The organism is Pelagicoccus sp. SDUM812005 (genome assembly GCF_031127875.1).
Classification (GTDB): domain Bacteria; phylum Verrucomicrobiota; class Verrucomicrobiia; order Opitutales; family Opitutaceae; genus Pelagicoccus.
Window position 1 is genome coordinate 380,064 of the sequence record NZ_JARXIA010000001.1, and the last position, 17,307, is coordinate 397,370.

Here is a 17,307-nt window from a genome sequence, read left to right on the forward strand (position 1 = left end):
AAAGGGGCGATGGTGAAGCGTGAACGGGGAAAGGGGAAGTCTGGGTTGCGGCTTTTATTGGGGAGCGGCGTCGCGGGGATCGGGATTTGGCGGGCTTCTGGTTTTCGGCTTGCGGATGGGGAACGGGGAATAAGTGTAGGCGGCGGTGAGCTTGATCCATCGCTACATTTTTAAAAACGTCTTCGCCTCCTGCCTCGCGTCGGTGGCGATGTTCGCGTTTCTGATCCTGACCATGAGCATGGTGAAGGACATGCTCAACTTGTTGGCGGAGGGGCAGTTGACCTTGAGCGCCTTCTTTCGCCTGACCTGGTTGCTTTTGCCGTTTGTATTCGTTTACGCGCTACCGATGGGCTTTATCACGGGGGCATTGCTGACGATGGGGCGTTTGTCGGCGGAGAACGAAATCACGTCGCTGCGGGCGGCGGGGGTGAGCGTGATCCGGCTTTCGAGTTCGGTTTTCCTGTTGGCGATTTTAGGCACGACGGCGTCCTTGGTGGTCAATTTCTACTATGGGCCGCTGGCGAAGACGCAGTACCGGCAGGAGCTCAAGAATACGATCCAGACCAACCCCTTGGGCTTTATTGTGGAGAAGACCTTTGTAAGGGACTTTTCGGATACGGTGATCTACGTGGGCGAGAAGGAGAACGAGATGCTGTACGACGTTTGGATCTGGAAGCTCAATGAGAAGAGCCAGGTGACGCTTTTCGCTCGGGCGGAGAAGGGGAGGTTCGCCTTTTTGGAGGGTAGCGCCGAGCTGCAGCTCGATACGGAGCAGACGATCGTGGAGTACCGCGACAAGGAGGATCCGGAGAGTTTTCGCACGAAGAAGTTTTATCCGCTCTCGATGGACCGCGTGCCGTTCATGTTCCCGATGGCGGAGATCATCGGCGAGGAAACGCTGGCTCGCAAGTTGACTTGGATGACCTTCGACGAGCTGCAGGCGGAGGTCGCTCGCTACAAGGAAATCGCCGCGACTTCCACCGGCGAGGTGCGGGAAGAGGCCCTCAAGAATCTCCTGAAGGCGAAGATGATTTTCCACAAGAATTTCGCTATGGGCTTCGCGGTGCTTTCCTTTGCGTGCATCGCGATTCCCCTGGGCCTGAAGACCTCGCGCAAGGAAACTTCGGCGAACCTAGGCTTAGGCGTTGGGATGGGCTTGCTCTACTACCTGGCTATGATCTCGATCGGCTGGCTAGACGGGAAGCCGGAATGGCGGCCGGAGCTGTTGTTCTGGATTCCGAACCTGGCCTACCAGGGAATTGGGGCGTGGCTCTTCATCCGGGCGGACCACGGTCGCAAGTCGAAGAAGTAGGGGCAGGCGGGTTGTTGTCCGGGAAGCGGATGCATGCCCGATCGGCGTTTTAGTGGGCGATCAGCAGGAGGATGATCCTGCCGTTGCCGGAGGAGGGACCGACCAGCACGGTGGGGCGGTCCTTGGAGGCGACTACGGTCGTGTTTACGAGGGTGTGGCCGCTGCGTTTCCACTGGGCGGAGATGCGGTACTTGCCGTCGCCGGCGGGGTCGACCTTGACGCTGACGTCGTGCTCGCCGCTGAGGCCGATGATGTTGGAACCGGGTACGGAAACGCGGGCCCGGCTGGAGCCTTGGTTCTTGAAGGTGTCGAAGGGGAGGACTTTCTTGAGATTGGTCTCGTATTGGTGGAGGGAGGAGTCGACGCCGCCGCCTTCGTTGGAGCCGAGGATGAGGGTGGCGCGGATGTTGATGCTGTCGGCGGCATGAGCGACGTTGGCAAGGCAGTTCGCCAAGATGGCGATTAGCGCGAAGGCGGCGAATTGGGGGGCGCGAAAGTTTTTCATGAGACTAAATCTGCTAGGTGTTTCTGGATGGTTTTTCTCGCGTTGAAAAGGCGGGACATGACGGTGCCGGTCTTGCACTTGAGCTTTTGGGCCATCTCTTCGTAGGTGAGTCCTTCGATCTCGCGGAGTTGAAGGGCGGTGCGGAGTTTTTCGGGGAGTTTGGAAAGGGCTTCGTCGATGCGGGCTTTGAGTTCTTTGCCTTCAATGTTACGGACTTGTTCGGGAGAGGCAATGGGAGATGCATCGCTGTTGGCTGCGAATTCGAGGTAGTCGGGCTCGGAGGCGGTCTCGCGGTTGTTGTTGCGTTTGCGGATGAGGTCGAGCGCGGTGAAGGTGGTGATGCGGTAGAGCCAGGAGGTGAAGACGGAGTCGCCTTTGAAGGTGGAGAGCTTTTTCCAAACCTTGATCCAGGTGAGCTGGGCTACGTCTTTAGCGTCCTCCTCGGACTTGGTCATACGGAGCGCTTGCCCGTAGACCTTGTCGTAGTGGAGGGTGACGAGCTGGTTGAAGGCCTGCTTGTCGCCTCCGAGCGCTCGGGATACGAGCGCGTCTGTTGTTTCATCGGATGCCACCTGAGAGCGAATATTCGTGGGAGTCTTGGTGCGTTTGGCGTATTTGCGAGTTTAGACGGGGAATCCGCTCAAATATTCAGCTGCAATGGAGCTCGATGGCGCGGAGGACTCCGGCGGTATGTTGGGCGATACGTTGCTCGAGAGGCGCGGAGCTGGCGGATTCCAAGGTATAATGGGCGTGCCTAGACTTTGAATACAGCAGGAAGGCTTCGGGCCAGTCGTCGCGGCCTTCGATGTCGAAATTTGCAGGACGGTCGATGAGGCCACCGTGGGCCGGACTGCCGTCAATAAGGGAGGAGCGCTCGAGGGGGCCGGCTTGCTCGACGGCTTCCAGGATCGCTCGGGCTTTGCTGGGATCGGAATCCGGAGAAATTGAATACATGTAGAAGCCGACGCTTTCCCAGTCTTCATGCAGGGCGAGGCTCAAATCGAACGGCGGCAGCGAGTCTATCAGATTTTTGACGGCTAGCGTTTCCTGGTTTTTCGGGTGACGGAAGTCGCGGTTGAGGTCCTGGCCGAGAGCGTTTTCGCGCGTTCGCAAGGCGAATCCGGTCGGGTTGATGAAAGGAAGGAGGACGAGTTCGAGGCGCTGGGGAAGGAGGTCGTTTTCAAGCATGCGGGCGATGGCGAGGGGCCCGGCGGGCTCGTCGCCGTGCACTCCGGAGGAGAGGTAGAGCCGGAAGGGAGATTCGCCTGCTCCGCGAGCGTTTCGCTGGAAGGCGAGGAGGGGATATCCAGATATTTCTGCTAAGGTTTGCTGGGCGAAACCAGCTTGTGTTGCAAGTTGGGCGAGCGATTCGCAAAAGCGTTCGGGATCGATCATCGGTTGGACGTAAAAAGGTATTGTTAAAGTTTTATTGAAGCTTTGACGAATTAGGCTTGGTTTATGCGGCAAATCGATCGGGTTTTAACCCTATCTTTTGCCTTATTTCTCTTGGCCTTGATTTATTGAGGCTGCGATTTCTCAACTCTCTATACCATGAAAATTTGTTGCTTAGGAGCTGGCTACGTTGGTGGCCCAACGATGGCTATGATCGCCTACAAGTGCCCGGATATCACGGTCACCGTAGCGGACATCAACGAAGCGCGCATTAACGCTTGGAATTCGGACGAGCTGCCCGTGTTCGAGCCTGGATTGGACGATGTCGTGAAAGCGGCTCGCGGGCGTAACCTCTTTTTCACTACGGACAAGATCGCGGCCATCAAGGAAGCGGACATCATTTTCGTAAGCGTGGGCACTCCCACGAAAACCTACGGCGCGGGAGCGGGCAAGGCGGCGGACTTGAAGTACATCGAGCTCTGTGCTCGCGACATCGCTGAATACTCGGAAGGCTCGAAGATCGTGGTCGAGAAATCGACTTTGCCGGTCCGTACCGCACAAGGTTTGAAGACGGTGCTGCAAGCCAACTCGCGTCCGGGATTGGAGTTCCAAGTTCTTTCGAATCCCGAGTTCCTCGCGGAAGGGACCGCGATCGAAGACCTCAGCAATCCGGACCGTGTCTTGATTGGCGGCGACGAAGATAGCGAAGCAGGTCTCAAGGCGATCCAGACCTTGGTCGAGGTTTACGCGAACTGGGTTGCTCGGGACCGCATTATCACCACCAACCTTTGGTCCTCCGAGTTGTCGAAGCTGGTTGCGAACGCCTTTCTGGCTCAGCGTATTTCCAGCATCAATTCGATATCCGCCCTGTGCGAGCGCACGGGGGCCAACGTGGACCAGGTTGCTTTCGCGATCGGCACGGATTCTCGAATCGGCCCGAAGTTTCTCAAGGCCTCCGTCGGCTTCGGCGGATCGTGCTTCCAGAAGGACATCCTGAACCTGGTCTACCTCTGCGAGCATTTCGGGCTTCCCGACGTAGCTGCCTATTGGGAGCAGGTGATCATCATGAACGATTGGCAGAAGAGCCGCTTCTCCCAGAAGATCGTTTCCACGCTTTTCAACACCGTGAACGGCAAGCGCATCGCCATGCTCGGCTTCGCTTTCAAGAAGGATACCAACGACACCCGCGAAACGGCGGCAATGTACGTGGGGCGCGACTTGCTCGACGAGCAGGCTGTGCTCGCCATCCATGACCCGAAGGTGTCGCCGGAGCAGATGTTCAAGGATTTGAAGGAGTCCAAGACGGATGCGGAAGGAAATCCGAACAAGCAGATCGTCATCTGCGAGAACCCCTACGAAGCGGCCAAGGGCGCCCATGGCCTCGCGATCATGACGGAGTGGGATTCCTTCAAGGAGCTGGATTTCAAGAAGATCTACGAAGGCATGTACAAGCCGGCGTTCGTCTTCGACGGCCGCAACATTCTCGATCACGAAAAGCTGCGCGAGATCGGCTTCGAGGTGTTCGCGATCGGCCGTTAGGCCTGAAATCGACTCCAATCTCTTTTCTTGGGCGGCCCGTATCTGTGATGCGGGCCGCTTTTTTTGTCGGAGATGGAGGACGCTACCTAGGTTAGGTTCTGGGGATGATCCCTCGGAAATCGTTAAAACACAGTTGTTTTGCGGGTGAAAACTCAGGTTTTGGGCTGTGCTTCCGATGAGCAGAAGCGAGCCTCCTCCATATTATCGAACCAGATTGATCATGCTGCTCAGCCTTCTCTTCCTCATCATCCTCGCGGTCATTGCTTACCAGAGCAAAAAGATCGTCTTACCTGCGGTCGTATTCGCGATCCTCAAGGCGGTTTCGTCCTGCTTCTACGTCCTCGCTGAATCTTCCGCTCTGGGCTACGACACGATCGCCTTGCTGGCGGGATCGCAGCTTTTGGCGAACGGGCTTCTCGGCGCTGGAATCGCTTACCTCGTAGTGAAGCGTTCCCAGGACTGGAAGTACTCTTTCGCGACCACGGTGCTCTCGGTTTTCACTTTCATGACGAGCGCTATCGATCCGATGATCGTAGCGTAGAAAAAAGGCCGCCTTCGCTGGGAAGACGGCCTTGATTCCTAAAATCTTATTCCGAGTCGGAGGTTTCGACTTTTTTGGCAGCTTTCTTAGCTGCCTTTTTCGTGGCCTTCTTGGCTCCCTTTTTCGCGGCTCGGGGCGGGAACTCGAACTTCGTTTGGCCGCTCTTCTGCAAGGTGAGGTAAGCGTCGAAGGGACGCTTGGTACGCTTGGACCAGAACTTGTCGAGCAGGTCGGTCTTTCCGTCGGTGAGCAGCTTCATCATCTGGTCGAGCGGAATTTCGCGGTCGAGGATTTTGCGGCTCACGCGGATCGGGGTCGTTTCCTTGTCGCCCTCCATGACGCGCACGACGTAGGCGGCTGGCGTCTCGAAGACGTCGCCTCCGGTCCGCGGGCACTTGGCCACGGGAGTCATGCTAGAAAAGTCGACCGAGCCGTTTTCGCCTTCGCCGTTGCCGAAGTCGAACTTGACGCGGTGGGTTTCGGGGTCGAGGTAGAGGTTGGCGCTGTAGGGCTTGCCGGACTTGGAGCGGAAGTTGTCGATCGGGCCGACCTTTCCTTTTTCCAGCAGCTCGCGGAGCTCTTCGACCTCCATCTTGCGGTTGCCGATGATCTTGTAGATGGCGAAGCGGGTATCCTTTTCGCCTTCTTCCGGTTTCACGTCGCCCTTGGTTTTGAAGGCGCGCATCGATTCGAAGAGGGGCTGGCCGTCGATGGGAGACTTGAGGTCGCTGGGCAGCAGGTCGTCGTCGTTCTCCTGGAAGTTCTTGATGCTGTCTACGATCTTTTCGGTCATGCCGATGATCTCTTTCACGAAGACATCGCGATCGAGTTCGCCGTCCTCGATCTTGTGCAGCTTGTATTCCCACTCGCCGGTCAGTTCCGGTTTGGTGAGGACTTCGGCATTGATGCAGGTGAGGAAATCGAGAAGGGTTTCCGCCTTGGGAGTGGGGCAGAGGGCGCGGTGGTCGCGCTCGATGTAGCGCTCGGCGATGAGGCGCTCGATGATCTGAGCTCGGGTCGCTGGCGTGCCGAGTCCGCCTTCCTTCATGGCGTCCGCGAGCTCGTCGTCCTCGACCAGCTTGCCGGCCCCTTCCATGGCGGAAAGCAGGGTCGCTTCCGTGTATCTGGGAGGTGGCTTGGTTTCTTCGGCGAGGGTTTCGAAGCTCTCGACTTGGGCTTTGGCGGGGTCGCCGTCTTGCTCTGAGAGGGCGGGAAGGGTGTCGTCGACGCCGGCGACAGTTACACTCTTGCCGTAGACTTCGAGCCAACCGGGGGAGACGAGGACCTTGCCTTCCGTCTTGAAGTTGTGCCCTTGGACTTCGCTGACGCGGGTGGTGATGGCGAATTCCGCGCTAGGGTAGAAAATGGATACGAAGCGACGGCTGATCATGTCGAAGATCTTGGCTTCGTCGTCGTTGAGCTTCTTGTGGGAGTCGGCAGTTGGGATGATCGCAAAGTGATCGGAAACCTGCTTGTTGTTGAAGACTCGCTTGTCGTTGGGGTTTACCCAATTTTTGGATACAGGTCGCGTCGCTATTTCGCCGAGGGAGGACTCGAGGTTTTGCAGCGTGTTGCGAACGGTTTCGGGATAATCTTCCGGTAGCGCTCGGGAATCGGTACGCGGATAGGTGATCATCTTGTGCTTTTCGTAGAGCGACTGGGCGAGCTGCAGGGTGCGGCGGGCCGAAAAGCCGAAGCGGTTGTTCGCCTCGCGTTGGAGAGTGGTCAAGTCGTAGAGGCGTTGGGCGGCCTGGCGGGACTTCTTCTTTTCTTCGGATACGAGGGCTAGCGGATTGCCTTCCAGGGCAGCAGCGATCTGCTTGGCTTCCGCTTCGTCCCAAATGCGGTCGATGCGGTTGTGTTCGTCGTCGCCCTTCTTGAAGTTCGGCTTCTGGTAGACGCCTTGGTAGGTGCCGTTGGTGATGCCGAAGTCGGCGACGATGCGCCAGTAGTCGCGGGGTTGGAAGGACTCGATGAGACGTTCGCGCTCGACCACGATGGCGAGAGTCGGGGTCTGCACGCGGCCTACGCCGGCTACGTTTCCGGCGCGGGAGCCGTAGAGTCGCTTGGTGACGCCTCGGGTACAGTTGATGCCGATGAGCCAATCCGCTTCGGAGCGGGACTGGGCGGCGTCGGCTAGGTTTTTCATCTCCTCGCCGTCGCGCAGTTCTTGGAAGGCCTTGCGGATGGCGGCGGGCGTCATGGACAGCATCCAGAGTCGCTTAACGGGGAGCTTGGACTTGGTCAGCTTATAGACGTAGGAAAAGATCAGTTCACCTTCGCGGCCCGCGTCACAGGCGTTGATGACCTGGTCGATGTCCTTGCGCTTCATCAGCTTCTTGATGGACTTGAACTTCGCCTCGGTCTTCTCGATCGGCTTGAGCTTGAAGGTTTCGGGGATGATGGGGAGGTTTGCCAGTCTCCAGAAGGCGTCGCGCTTGTCGTAGTCCTCCGGCATGCAGAGCTCGACGATGTGGCCGACGGCGGAGGTGATCACGTATTCGTCGCTTTCGAAGTACTCGTCGTGCTTGGCGAATTTTCCGCCGACTGCTTTGCAAAGGTCGCGAGCTACGCTCGGCTTTTCCGCGATGACAAGAGACTTCATTATATATAATGTACTGGCTAAAAAGTTGGTTGCCTGAGGTGGCTAGGAGAATTGTCTGCGCGCGATTCTGGGTCCCGCCGGCTCCGTTTGAGCGGTGGTGGGGAGCAAAGGTCGCTATTTTTCGGTCGATGAGGACAAATTCGGAGGCTTGCAAGTACAATTTTGGAAGGCGCTCGCCAGTCCGGCTTCAAATGGCGGGTCTTCGCGATTGGTCTTGGCGAGGGGGGAAGGGGTGTCTAAGCATGGGCGTTTTATGACTTTGGGGCGTCCTCAGATTAACGGAAATCGAACCTAGCGAATGAGTAGCAGCAATACGAAGCGAATGCTCAATCGGCTGGAGGAGTTCGCGGTCGAGGTGGTCAACGATCGCCGTCGCGGCAAACGAGCGGTCGCGTTTAAGATCTTGTTGAGGCTCCTTTCGTTTGTATTCGGCGGATTGGTACACCTGCGCTTTTTCCTCTACCGCAATCGTATCCTCAAGGACCAGCCCTTGGGCTGCCTGGTGGTCGTAGTGGGAAACCTCACCGTAGGGGGAACGGGCAAAACGCCGGTAGTGGAGAAGTTCGCTCGGTCGCTGCACAATCGCGGTCGCAAGGTGGCGATCCTCAGTCGCGGATACAAGAGCAAGGCGGTGAAGAAGGAATCGCTAAAGGAAAAGCTTTGGCGAACCTACGTGACCGGGGCGGAACCGCCGGCTCCCAAGATCGTAAGCGACGGCAAGCGGGTGCTGCTGGATTCCGAGTTGGCGGGCGACGAACCGTACATGTTGGCCAAGAATTTGCCGGGCGTGGTCGTGCTGGTGGACAAGGACCGGGTCAAGAGCGGTTCCTATGCGATCAAGAAGTTTGGCTGCGATACCTTGATTTTGGACGATGGCATGCAGTACCTCCCTTTGAAGGGGAGGCTCAATCTGCTGCTGGTGGACAAGAGCAACCCGTTTGGAAACCGCAAGTTGTTGCCGCGAGGGATCTTGCGCGAGCCGGTGCGGCACCTGAAGCGCGCCTCCTACGTCTTTTTGACGAAGTCGGATGGACGGCCCGATCCAGAGCTGGAGGCCTTGATCCAGAAGCACAATCCCGGGGTGGACATCATCGAGTGCGCCCACCGTCCGCAGTACTTGCAGGAGGTGAATGGAACGCAGCGGCTGGAGCTGTCGGACTTGAAGAACCGTCGCATCGGGGCGTTCAGTGGAATCGCGGTTCCGCAGAGCTTCGAAGGGTTCTTGCGCAACCTAGGAGCGAACCTTCTCTACACGCGGCGTTTCATGGATCACCATCGCTTCGACGCCAACGAGCTATTGGAGATAGTGGACGAAGCGAAGGCGGCGGGACTCGAATATATCGTGACGACGGAGAAGGACGCGGTCCGCATCCCGGATACGATTTCCTTCTCGATCCCGCTCTACTACTTGAGGCTGGAAATCGACATCATGCGAGGCGCAGACGACTTCGACGAAGCGGTGTCTCGGGTTTGTTTTACCGAAAAGGTGGAGCGTAAACTAACTGTCTAGCTGGCCCGCTTTCCACCTAAAGCGTTGCAACCCGGCGGGAAATGCATTCGTAGAGTAGGCATGATCGATCCACGCCTTTCGCAATTGGCCAAAAACCTGACGCGCTATTCAACCAACCTGAAGGAAGGGGAGCGGGTGCTCATCGACGCGTTCGACGTGCCGGACGAGATCATCGTCGAGCTCATCCGTTCGGCTCGCGAGATAGGAGCCATCCCGTATGTGAATCTCAACCACGCCCGCGTGAACCGCGAGCTCTCCATGGAGACGACGGAGGAATCGCTGCGTATCCAAAGCGCCATCGAGTTGCAGCGCATGAAGAACATGGACGCTTACATCGCGCTCCGTGGGTCGAACAATATTTTCGAGGCTTCCGACGTGCCCAGCGAGCAAGCTCAGCTCGTTTCCCAGGTTATGAAGCCGGTGCTCGATTGGCGGGTTAACAAAACGAAGTGGTGCGTCTTGCGCTGGCCGACTTCCGCGATGGCCCAGCAGGCGATGATGAGCTCGGAAGCGTTCGAGGATTTCTTCTTCAAGGTCTGCAACCTCGACTACTCGCGCATGAAGAAAGGCAGCGACGCTCTGGCTGCCTTGATGCAGAAGACGGACCGCGTTCACCTTAAAGGTCCCGGCACTGATTTGAAGTTCTCCATCAAGGGCATCGGAGCGGTGGCTTGTGTGGGAACGCACAACATCCCGGATGGCGAGGTGTTCTCCTGTCCGGTGATCGATAGCGTGGAGGGAGTGCTCCAGTACAATGCTCCGACGGTTTACCAAGGCGTATCCTTCGATGACATACGACTTGAGTTCAAGAAAGGACGCATCGTCGAGGCGACCGCCAACAACACGAAGCGTCTCAACGAGATCCTCGATTCCGACAAGGGCGCTCGCTACATCGGCGAGTTCGCGATCGGATTCAACCCCTACATCAAGGAGCCGATGCGCGACATCCTCTTCGACGAGAAGATCGCAGGTTCCTTCCACTTCACGCCCGGTCAGGCTTACGAAGATGCGAACAACGGGAACAAGTCGCAGGTGCATTGGGATATGGTTTGTATCCAAAGACCGGATTACGGGGGCGGCGAAATCTGGTTCGACGACGTTTTGATTCGCCAGGATGGCTTGTTCGTGACGGACGAGCTGCTGTCGCTCAATCCGAACAACTTGGTTTCCAAGTAGTATGAGCGAAAGCCTGCCCGATCTGGAACAGTTTATTCGACGTATCCCGAAAACGGAGACGCACTTGCATGTGGAAGGGGCTCTGCCGTACGAGCTCCTGCACGAACTCGACGGGGAACGCTTTCCTCCTATTCCCGAGTTTCGCAAGCCCGGCTACCGGTATCCGAGCTTCGTGGATTTCGAGAACCTGCTGATCGATCACGCCGTGGTTTGGTTCAACTCGGCGGAAAGGTACCACCTCGCTTGCAAGCGCATGTTCGAAAAGATGGTGTCCCTGAATATCAAATACGTGGAGACCAGCTTTCACCTGCATATGATCGAGTTCATTGGGGTGGATGGGCCGGAGATCATCTCCGCTATCAAGTCGGCTGCTCCCGCCGGCCTGGAGGTCAGGGTGATCGGCGGCATGGTGCGCAATGGGTATACGGATGTGATGCGGCCGATTTTGGATAAGCTGCACGAATGGGACGAACTCGACGGGATCGACTTGCATGGGCAGGAGTGGCTGGCCTTGGAGGATTGGGCGCCGCCCATATGGAAGCGATGCCGCGACGCCGGTAAGATCATCAAATGCCATGCAGGCGAGTTTGGCGGTCCGGACAAGGTCTACGAAGCGCTCGACCGGCTCGGCTCGCGTCGCATCCAACACGGAGTGCGTTCCGTGGAGGATAAGTCGCTCGTCAAGCGTTTGGCTGACGAAGGCGCGGTCCTCGACGTTTGTCCTTTGAGCAACGAGAAGCTAGGGGTTTTCCGTTCCTTGGAAGAGCACTCGCTGCGGGAACTGGTGGATGCGGGAATCACTTGTACGATCAGCACCGACGATCCGCTCTGCTTTGCCAACGACATCCTCGACGAATATCGAGCCTTGGCCCAGCGTTTGGGATTCAGCAAGAAGGAGCTAGGTCAATTTGCAAAGAACGGGTTTGAGCATTCTCAACTCGACGCGTCCTTGAAACGCGAATACGCCGCCCAAATTGATGCGGCCTTAATCTAATGAGCGAAACTATCAGCTGGGAAGTTCCCGAGGGCGTCTACAAGGCGCGTGTCGATAAGATGTTGTCGGAAGCTTTTCCGGACCATAGCCGCTCGGATTTTCAAAGAGCCTTCGAGGCGGGCTTGGTTCTCGTCGATGGCAAGCCGATCGAGAAGAAGACGAAATTGTCTGAAGGCGATGTGGTCGAGTTTTCCATGCCTCGGGTCGAGAAGCTCGACATGAGTCCGATCGACATGGATCTGGATATCGTCTTCGAGGACGAGCACATGGTGGTGGTCAACAAGCCGGCAGGGCTGGTGGTGCATCCTGGAGCGGGACCGGCTGAGCCGACCCTTGCCCACGGTTTGCTGCACCACTGCGCCGGACAGCTCAGCGGTATCGGAGGCGTCGAGCGCCCGGGAATCGTGCACCGGCTGGACCGGGAAACCTCGGGGTTGATCATGGCGGCGAAGACCGACGTGGCGCACCGCGCCTTGAGCGAACTGTTTCAGTCGCGCTCCTTGATCAAGGAGTATCTGGCCCTCGCTTGCGGCGTGCCGGAGCTGATGGGCGGCACGGTGGAGCGTCCCATCGAGCGCAATCCTAACCAGCGTCACAAGATGCGGGTCGGTTTCGAGGGGCGCGGACGCGCTCGCGAGGCGAAGACGGATTGGACCTTGGTGAAGGCTTTCGAGGACAAGGGCTATTGCCTGCTGCGGTGCCGGATCCACACCGGCCGCACGCATCAGATTCGCGTCCATTTGAAGAGCATCCGCCATATCATTTTAGGAGACACCGTTTACGGCTATAAACCTTTGCCCAAGCTGAAGCAGCAGCCGGAGCGGGTGATGCTGCACAGCTGTTACCTGAAATTTGTGCATCCCTTGACCCAGGCTGAAATGGAGCTGGAGGCCAAGCTGCCGGCGGATTTCCAGTCGTTTCTGTAGGGGCGAGTCAATTTCGCTTCATGCTTGCAGGCGTCGCCTCGGATCCCAGAATCCCGGCCCTATGTCTCAAGCAGAATGGCAAGCCGTCAACGAGTACCACGATATCCTCTACCATAAGTGGAACGGTATCGCGAAGATCACGATCAACCGGCCGGAGAAGCGTAACGCCTTTCGTCCGCAGACGGTAAGCGAGATGTTTCACGCGTTTTGCGACGCTCGCGAGGACCAGTCGATCGGCGTGATCCTGCTCACGGGAGCGGGGCCGCACACCGACGGTAAGTACGCCTTCTGCTCGGGCGGAGACCAGAGTGTGCGCGGGCATGCGGGCTATGTGGGAGATGACGGCGTGCCGCGTCTCAACGTGCTCGACCTGCAAAAGATGATCCGTTCCATCCCGAAGGTTGTGATCTCCTTGGTCGCTGGTTACGCGATCGGCGGCGGACACGTTTTGCACGTGATCTGCGACATGACGATCGCAGCCGACAACGCGATTTTTGGACAGACCGGGCCGCGAGTCGGCAGTTTCGACGGTGGCTTCGGGGCGAGCTTCCTTGCTCGCATGGTCGGCCAGAAAAAGGCCCGCGAGATTTGGTATACGTGTCGCCAATACAATGCCCAGGAGGCTTTGGACATGGGCTTGGTCAACGCGGTCGTTCCGGTCGAGCAACTCGAGGAGGAAGGGGTGAAGTGGGCGCAGGAAGTCTTGCAGCACAGCCCGACGGCTATCCGTTGCCTGAAGTCCGCCTTCAATGCGGACCTCGACGGCCAAGCCGGCATCCAGGAGCTGGCGGGGAACGCGACCTACCTTTATTATATGACCGAAGAAGGGACGGAAGGAAAACGCTCCTTCCTGGAGAAGCGTAAGCCAGACTTCTCGAAGTATCCTTGGATGCCGTAAGGGCATTGGATCGAATGGCGGCTTGGCAGAAGTCGCCGCAGCTTTTGAATTTTGATAAGATGAGCGCAGAGAATTTCATAGACCGCGAGCTCGCGGAACAAATCCACAGCAAGGTCGGTACGCCGTGTTACGTGTACAGCGAAGCAGCGTTGCGCGATAGCGCGGCCAAGGTGTTGGCCTTTCCGAACGCCTACGGCTTGACGGCCCGCTACGCCATGAAGGCGAGCCCGAACTCCAACATCCTGCGCCTGTTCGCGTCGATGGGATTGCATTTCGATGCGAGCTCTGGATACGAGGTGCGTCGGGCCATTGCCGCTGGCATCGAGCCGCAGCGGATCTCCTTGAGTACCCAGGAGCTGCCCGAGGATTTCGATAGCCTGGTAGAGTCTGGGATATCGGTGAATGTTTGCTCGCTCAGCCAGCTCAAGCGCTTTGGCGCGGCTCTTCCGGGTGGAAAAGTCGGTTTGCGCTTCAATCCAGGTCTCGGCTCCGGCGGTACGCAACGTACCAACGTGGGTGGTCCTGCGTCGTCTTTTGGCATCTGGCACGAGCAGCTGGAGGAAGTGAAGGCTTTGGTCGAACGGTACGAGCTGGATGTATTCAGAATCCACTCGCACATCGGCAGCGGCAGCGATCCTGAGGTTTGGATTCGGGTCGTAAGCATGAACTTGGACCTAGTGGACCAGTTTCCTTCGGTAACCAACCTCAACTTAGGCGGCGGCTACAAGGTCGGCCGCGTCGAGGGAGAGAAGACCACGGACCTGCAGGTCATCGGGCAGAAGATGAAGGTCGAGTTTGAGGAGTTTGCAGCTCGCACGGGTCGAAAGATCCACCTCGAAGTAGAGCCTGGCACGTACTTGGTCGCGAATAGCACTGCGATCCTTTCGCGCGTTCAGGACGAGACGTCGACGGGAGAATCTGGATACAAGTTCCTAAAGCTGGACACAGGCATGACCGACAACACTCGACCCTCCATGTACGGGGCCCAGCATCCGATGTGGGTGTTGCCGGCGGACGACTCCGAGCGGGGCGAGGAGGATTACATCGTGGTCGGCCATTGCTGCGAGTCGGGGGATATCTTGACTCCGGCTCCGGGTGATCCGGAGGCCTTGAGCCCGCGCCGTTTGACGGAAGCCAAGCTCGGCGACTATTTCGTAGTGGGAGGAGCGGGCGCGTACTGCTCTTCGATGGCGTCGAAGAATTACAACAGCTTTCCCGAGTCCGCCGAGGTGCTGGTGCGTGAGGGCGGTCGCGTCGCGGTTATTCGCGAGCGTCAACCTTTGGAGCAGGTCTGGGCCAACGAGGTCGCCGTATTGTAGAGCGACGGCAATTGCCCCGCTTCCCGTTTTATGGATTTGCCGATTCTGGAGATCGAATCCGAGTTTTGTAGGAAACTTTCGGATACGAATCGCTTGGTGCTAGAAGCGCCGACGGGGTCGGGCAAGTCCACGCAAACCCCGCAGTTCTTGTTGCGGGGCGGCTTTCTGGAGGGTGGCGAGGCGATCGTGCTGCAGCCGCGTCGCATCGCGGCGCGCATGCTGGCGAAGCGGGTCGCTTGGGAACTGAACGAACCCTTAGGGCGAACGATCGGTTACCAGGTGAGGCACGACCGCGTGGCCTCCCGCGATACGAAAGTACACTTCATTACGGAGGGGATCCTACTGCGTCGCATGATCGCGGATCCGGACTTGAAGGGCGTTTCCTGCATCGTCTTCGACGAGTTCCATGAGCGCAGCATGCATGCGGACTTGACGCTGGCTCGGGCCTTGATGCTGCAGCGCAGCAAGCGTCCGGACTTGAAGCTGATCATCATGTCGGCGACTCTGGACGCCTCCGAACTGGAGGCGTATCTGGGACCCTGCGAGGTTCTCAAGAGCGAAGGCCGAACTTTTCCAGTAGCGATCGACTACTTGGAGAACCGATTGGCGAACAGCGATTTGCCTATCTGGGAGTTGGCGGCGAAGGCGACGGTGGAGGCTCTGGCTCAGCAGCGCGAGGGACATGCTCTGGTCTTTATGCCGGGCGCCTTCGAGATCGGAAAGACGATCGCGGCACTGGGAAGTCGTTTGTCAGCTCGCGAGTTCGAGTTGCTCCCGCTGCATAGCGAACTGAGCGCTCAGGACCAGGATAAAGCTCTGGAGGGTGGCGACCGTCGGAAGGTGATCGTGGCCACGAACGTGGCGGAGACGTCTTTGACCATCGATAACGTGAGGTTGGTGGTGGACAGCGGCCAGGCTCGGGTGGCGCGCTACGATCCGGTGCGTGGCATCAACACGCTTTGGATCGAGAAGATCAGCGACGCTTCGGCGAAGCAGCGCGCGGGGCGCGCGGGGCGTACGGCTGCGGGGCGGGCGATCAGGCTTTGGAGCGAGCGAGACCACGCGGGGCGGGCTCGTTTCGAGGAACCCGAGGTGCGTCGCGTAGACCTTTCGGAGATGCTTTTGTCGCTCTTGGCGACCGGTATCGAGAATGTGGATGCGTTCGAATGGTTCGAGCGTCCGAACGAGGAGCGGTTGCGGGATGCGGTTCAGCTCTTGCATGGATTGGAGGCTATCGATGCGGAGGGTCGCTTGACGCGACGCGGCAGGAAAATGAGCGGCTTTCCGTTGCACCCGCGTTACGCGTCGATGCTTTTGGCGGCCCAGGATTTTGGCTGCGTCGATGAGATCGCTCTCGCGGCGGCCTTGGCTCAGTCGCGCAGCATTTTGCTGAGAAAGGTGGACAAGTCGGTGGAAGCTCGCCGCGAGGCCCTTTGGGGCGATGCGAGCAGAAGCGATATCATCGCTCAGATGGCGGCTTGGGAAGCTGCGTTGCAGGAGCGGTTCGACATGCGCTTCTGCCAGGAGATCGGCGTGCACGCCCAGAGTTCGAGGCAGGTGCTCAAGATCGCGAATCAGCTTTCTCAATACGCGGAAGCGAGTGGCTTGATGGAGCAGTCGGCGGCGAGTCCCGGCAATTTGTCTAAGGACGAGGCGGTGCGGAAGTGCCTGTTGTTCGGTTTTCCCGATCGCGTTTGCCGTCGCTTGGATCGAGGTACCCTGCGTTGCACGATGGTGGGAAATCGCCGAGGGGATCTGGCTCGGGAGAGCAGGGTGGGCGATGCGGAGCTCTTCGTGGCTTGCGAGGTCAACGAAATCGGTCGCCAAGGCGGACAGGTGAATACGGTCTTTAACCTTTGTTCCGCGATTGAGGTTTCTTGGTTGGAGGAACTGTTTCCCGATCTGTTTTGCGATGTCGTCGAGACGGCCTTCGATGAAAGGCAGAAGCGGGTCGTGGAGCGGCGAGTGGTTCGCTTTCAGGATTTGGAGATCGCTGCCAAGGAAAGCTTCGAGCCGGATCCGGACAAAGCCGCGGAAGCATTCGCTCGCTTGATTCGCGACGGCAAGGCGAAGTTGGCGAAGTGGGACGACGAGGTTGAGCATTTCATCCGCAAGGTGAATTTTATTGCGTCCACGTTTTCTGAATACGGATTCGATCCCATTGAGGAGGATGCTCGCGAACTGATTTTGGAGCAGTGCTGCCAGGGAGTGAAAAGCGTCAAGGATTTGAAGCGAAAGGAAGTGCTGCCGGTTTTGCGGGAATGGGTAGGTCCGGAAACGCTGGCCATGGTGGAGAGGGAGTTGGAGGAGAAGATCAAGCTGTCCAACGGGAAGCCCGCTCGCCTGCGGGTCGATGCGGAGGGGCAGTTGACCTTGTCGGCCAAGATCCAGTGCTTGTATGACATTCCGGATACGCCGCTGTTTTGCCAAGGGCGGGCGAAGCCGCGAGTGGAGCTGCTTGCTCCGAATATGCGGCCCATCCAGATGACTAACGATCTGGCGGCGTTTTGGACGGGTTCCTACGAGGGGATCAAGAAGGAGCTCAAAGGGCGTTATCCTAAGCACGAGTGGCGCTAGGCGGTAGGGTGCG

General features: G+C 58.1%; 14 protein-coding genes. 10 read left to right on the forward strand and 4 right to left on the reverse strand.

Going from position 1 to position 17,307, the window contains the following annotated elements; genetic code table 11:
- Positions 1 to 145 precede the first annotated feature (145 nt).
- On the forward strand, positions 146 to 1,312 hold the full coding sequence (locus QEH57_RS01395) for an LptF/LptG family permease (protein ID WP_309004876.1): 1,167 nt from the start codon (positions 146 to 148) through the stop codon (positions 1,310 to 1,312).
- Between the two features lie 49 nt (positions 1,313 to 1,361).
- Here the strand turns inward: QEH57_RS01395 and QEH57_RS01400 are convergent, their stop codons facing one another.
- From QEH57_RS01400 to QEH57_RS01410, 3 genes are all read right to left on the reverse strand, one after another.
- Complete coding sequence (locus QEH57_RS01400; protein WP_309004877.1) at positions 1,362 to 1,817, reverse strand: hypothetical protein; 456 nt, start codon at positions 1,815 to 1,817, stop codon at positions 1,362 to 1,364.
- Complete coding sequence (locus QEH57_RS01405; RefSeq protein WP_309004878.1) at positions 1,814 to 2,389, reverse strand: sigma-70 family RNA polymerase sigma factor; 576 nt, start codon at positions 2,387 to 2,389, stop codon at positions 1,814 to 1,816. Before QEH57_RS01405 ends, QEH57_RS01400 begins: the two co-directional genes overlap by 4 nt.
- 76 nt (positions 2,390 to 2,465) lie before the next feature.
- Complete coding sequence (locus QEH57_RS01410; RefSeq protein ID WP_309004879.1) at positions 2,466 to 3,212, reverse strand: M14 family metallocarboxypeptidase; 747 nt, start codon at positions 3,210 to 3,212, stop codon at positions 2,466 to 2,468.
- A gap of 156 nt (positions 3,213 to 3,368) precedes the next feature.
- On the opposite strand from QEH57_RS01410, the gene QEH57_RS01415 reads away from it, so the two are divergent.
- Both QEH57_RS01415 and QEH57_RS01420 read left to right on the forward strand, forming a co-directional pair.
- Positions 3,369 to 4,748 (forward strand): UDP-glucose 6-dehydrogenase, encoded by a 1,380-nt coding sequence (locus tag QEH57_RS01415; RefSeq protein ID WP_309004880.1) that lies wholly within the window; start codon positions 3,369 to 3,371, stop codon positions 4,746 to 4,748.
- Between the two features lie 220 nt (positions 4,749 to 4,968).
- Positions 4,969 to 5,289: a hypothetical protein gene (locus tag QEH57_RS01420; protein WP_309004881.1), complete on the forward strand. Its 321-nt coding sequence runs from the start codon at positions 4,969 to 4,971 to the stop codon at positions 5,287 to 5,289.
- A 46-nt stretch (positions 5,290 to 5,335) separates the two neighbouring features.
- On the opposite strand, the gene QEH57_RS01425 is transcribed toward QEH57_RS01420, so the two are convergent.
- Positions 5,336 to 7,894 (reverse strand): DNA topoisomerase III, encoded by a 2,559-nt coding sequence (locus QEH57_RS01425; protein WP_309004882.1) that lies wholly within the window; start codon positions 7,892 to 7,894, stop codon positions 5,336 to 5,338.
- A 298-nt stretch (positions 7,895 to 8,192) separates the two neighbouring features.
- Between QEH57_RS01425 and lpxK the strand changes: the two genes are divergently transcribed.
- The 7 genes from lpxK to hrpB all read left to right on the forward strand — a co-directional run bounded on the left by lpxK (position 8,193) and on the right by hrpB (position 17,294).
- Positions 8,193 to 9,404: a tetraacyldisaccharide 4'-kinase gene (lpxK, locus tag QEH57_RS01430; RefSeq protein ID WP_309004883.1), complete on the forward strand. Its 1,212-nt coding sequence runs from the start codon at positions 8,193 to 8,195 to the stop codon at positions 9,402 to 9,404.
- A 60-nt stretch (positions 9,405 to 9,464) separates the two neighbouring features.
- Positions 9,465 to 10,580: an aminopeptidase gene (locus QEH57_RS01435; protein ID WP_309004884.1), complete on the forward strand. Its 1,116-nt coding sequence runs from the start codon at positions 9,465 to 9,467 to the stop codon at positions 10,578 to 10,580.
- Position 10,581: 1 nt separating this feature from the next.
- A complete protein-coding gene (locus QEH57_RS01440) occupies positions 10,582 to 11,574 on the forward strand; it encodes an adenosine deaminase (protein WP_309004885.1) in 993 nt (330 codons plus the stop codon).
- On the forward strand, positions 11,574 to 12,500 hold the full coding sequence (locus tag QEH57_RS01445; protein ID WP_309004886.1) for an RluA family pseudouridine synthase: 927 nt from the start codon (positions 11,574 to 11,576) through the stop codon (positions 12,498 to 12,500). Before QEH57_RS01440 ends, QEH57_RS01445 begins: the two co-directional genes overlap by 1 nt.
- 61 nt (positions 12,501 to 12,561) lie before the next feature.
- A complete protein-coding gene (gene menB / locus QEH57_RS01450) occupies positions 12,562 to 13,398 on the forward strand; it encodes a 1,4-dihydroxy-2-naphthoyl-CoA synthase (RefSeq protein ID WP_309004887.1) in 837 nt (278 codons plus the stop codon).
- Between the two features lie 59 nt (positions 13,399 to 13,457).
- Positions 13,458 to 14,717, forward strand: coding sequence for a diaminopimelate decarboxylase (locus tag QEH57_RS01455; protein ID WP_309004888.1), 1,260 nt, complete (start codon positions 13,458 to 13,460; stop codon positions 14,715 to 14,717).
- 30 nt (positions 14,718 to 14,747) lie between these two features.
- Positions 14,748 to 17,294 (forward strand): ATP-dependent helicase HrpB, encoded by a 2,547-nt coding sequence (gene hrpB, locus QEH57_RS01460; protein ID WP_309004889.1) that lies wholly within the window; start codon positions 14,748 to 14,750, stop codon positions 17,292 to 17,294.
- Positions 17,295 to 17,307: the final 13 nt, after the last annotated feature.

Coding starts and splice junctions, on each gene's coding strand:
- QEH57_RS01400 (WP_309004877.1), bottom strand. CDS start 1,817: ATGAAAAACTTTCGCGCCCCCCAATTCGCCGCCTTCGCGCTAATCGCC.
- QEH57_RS01410 (WP_309004879.1), bottom strand. CDS start 3,212: ATGATCGATCCCGAACGCTTTTGCGAATCGCTCGCCCAACTTGCAACA.
- QEH57_RS01415 (WP_309004880.1), top strand. CDS start 3,369: ATGAAAATTTGTTGCTTAGGAGCTGGCTACGTTGGTGGCCCAACGATG.
- QEH57_RS01420 (WP_309004881.1), top strand. CDS start 4,969: ATGCTGCTCAGCCTTCTCTTCCTCATCATCCTCGCGGTCATTGCTTAC.
- QEH57_RS01425 (WP_309004882.1), bottom strand. CDS start 7,894: ATGAAGTCTCTTGTCATCGCGGAAAAGCCGAGCGTAGCTCGCGACCTT.
- lpxK (WP_309004883.1), top strand. CDS start 8,193: ATGAGTAGCAGCAATACGAAGCGAATGCTCAATCGGCTGGAGGAGTTC.
- QEH57_RS01435 (WP_309004884.1), top strand. CDS start 9,465: ATGATCGATCCACGCCTTTCGCAATTGGCCAAAAACCTGACGCGCTAT.
- QEH57_RS01440 (WP_309004885.1), top strand. CDS start 10,582: ATGAGCGAAAGCCTGCCCGATCTGGAACAGTTTATTCGACGTATCCCG.
- QEH57_RS01445 (WP_309004886.1), top strand. CDS start 11,574: ATGAGCGAAACTATCAGCTGGGAAGTTCCCGAGGGCGTCTACAAGGCG.
- menB (WP_309004887.1), top strand. CDS start 12,562: ATGTCTCAAGCAGAATGGCAAGCCGTCAACGAGTACCACGATATCCTC.
- QEH57_RS01455 (WP_309004888.1), top strand. CDS start 13,458: ATGAGCGCAGAGAATTTCATAGACCGCGAGCTCGCGGAACAAATCCAC.
- hrpB (WP_309004889.1), top strand. CDS start 14,748: ATGGATTTGCCGATTCTGGAGATCGAATCCGAGTTTTGTAGGAAACTT.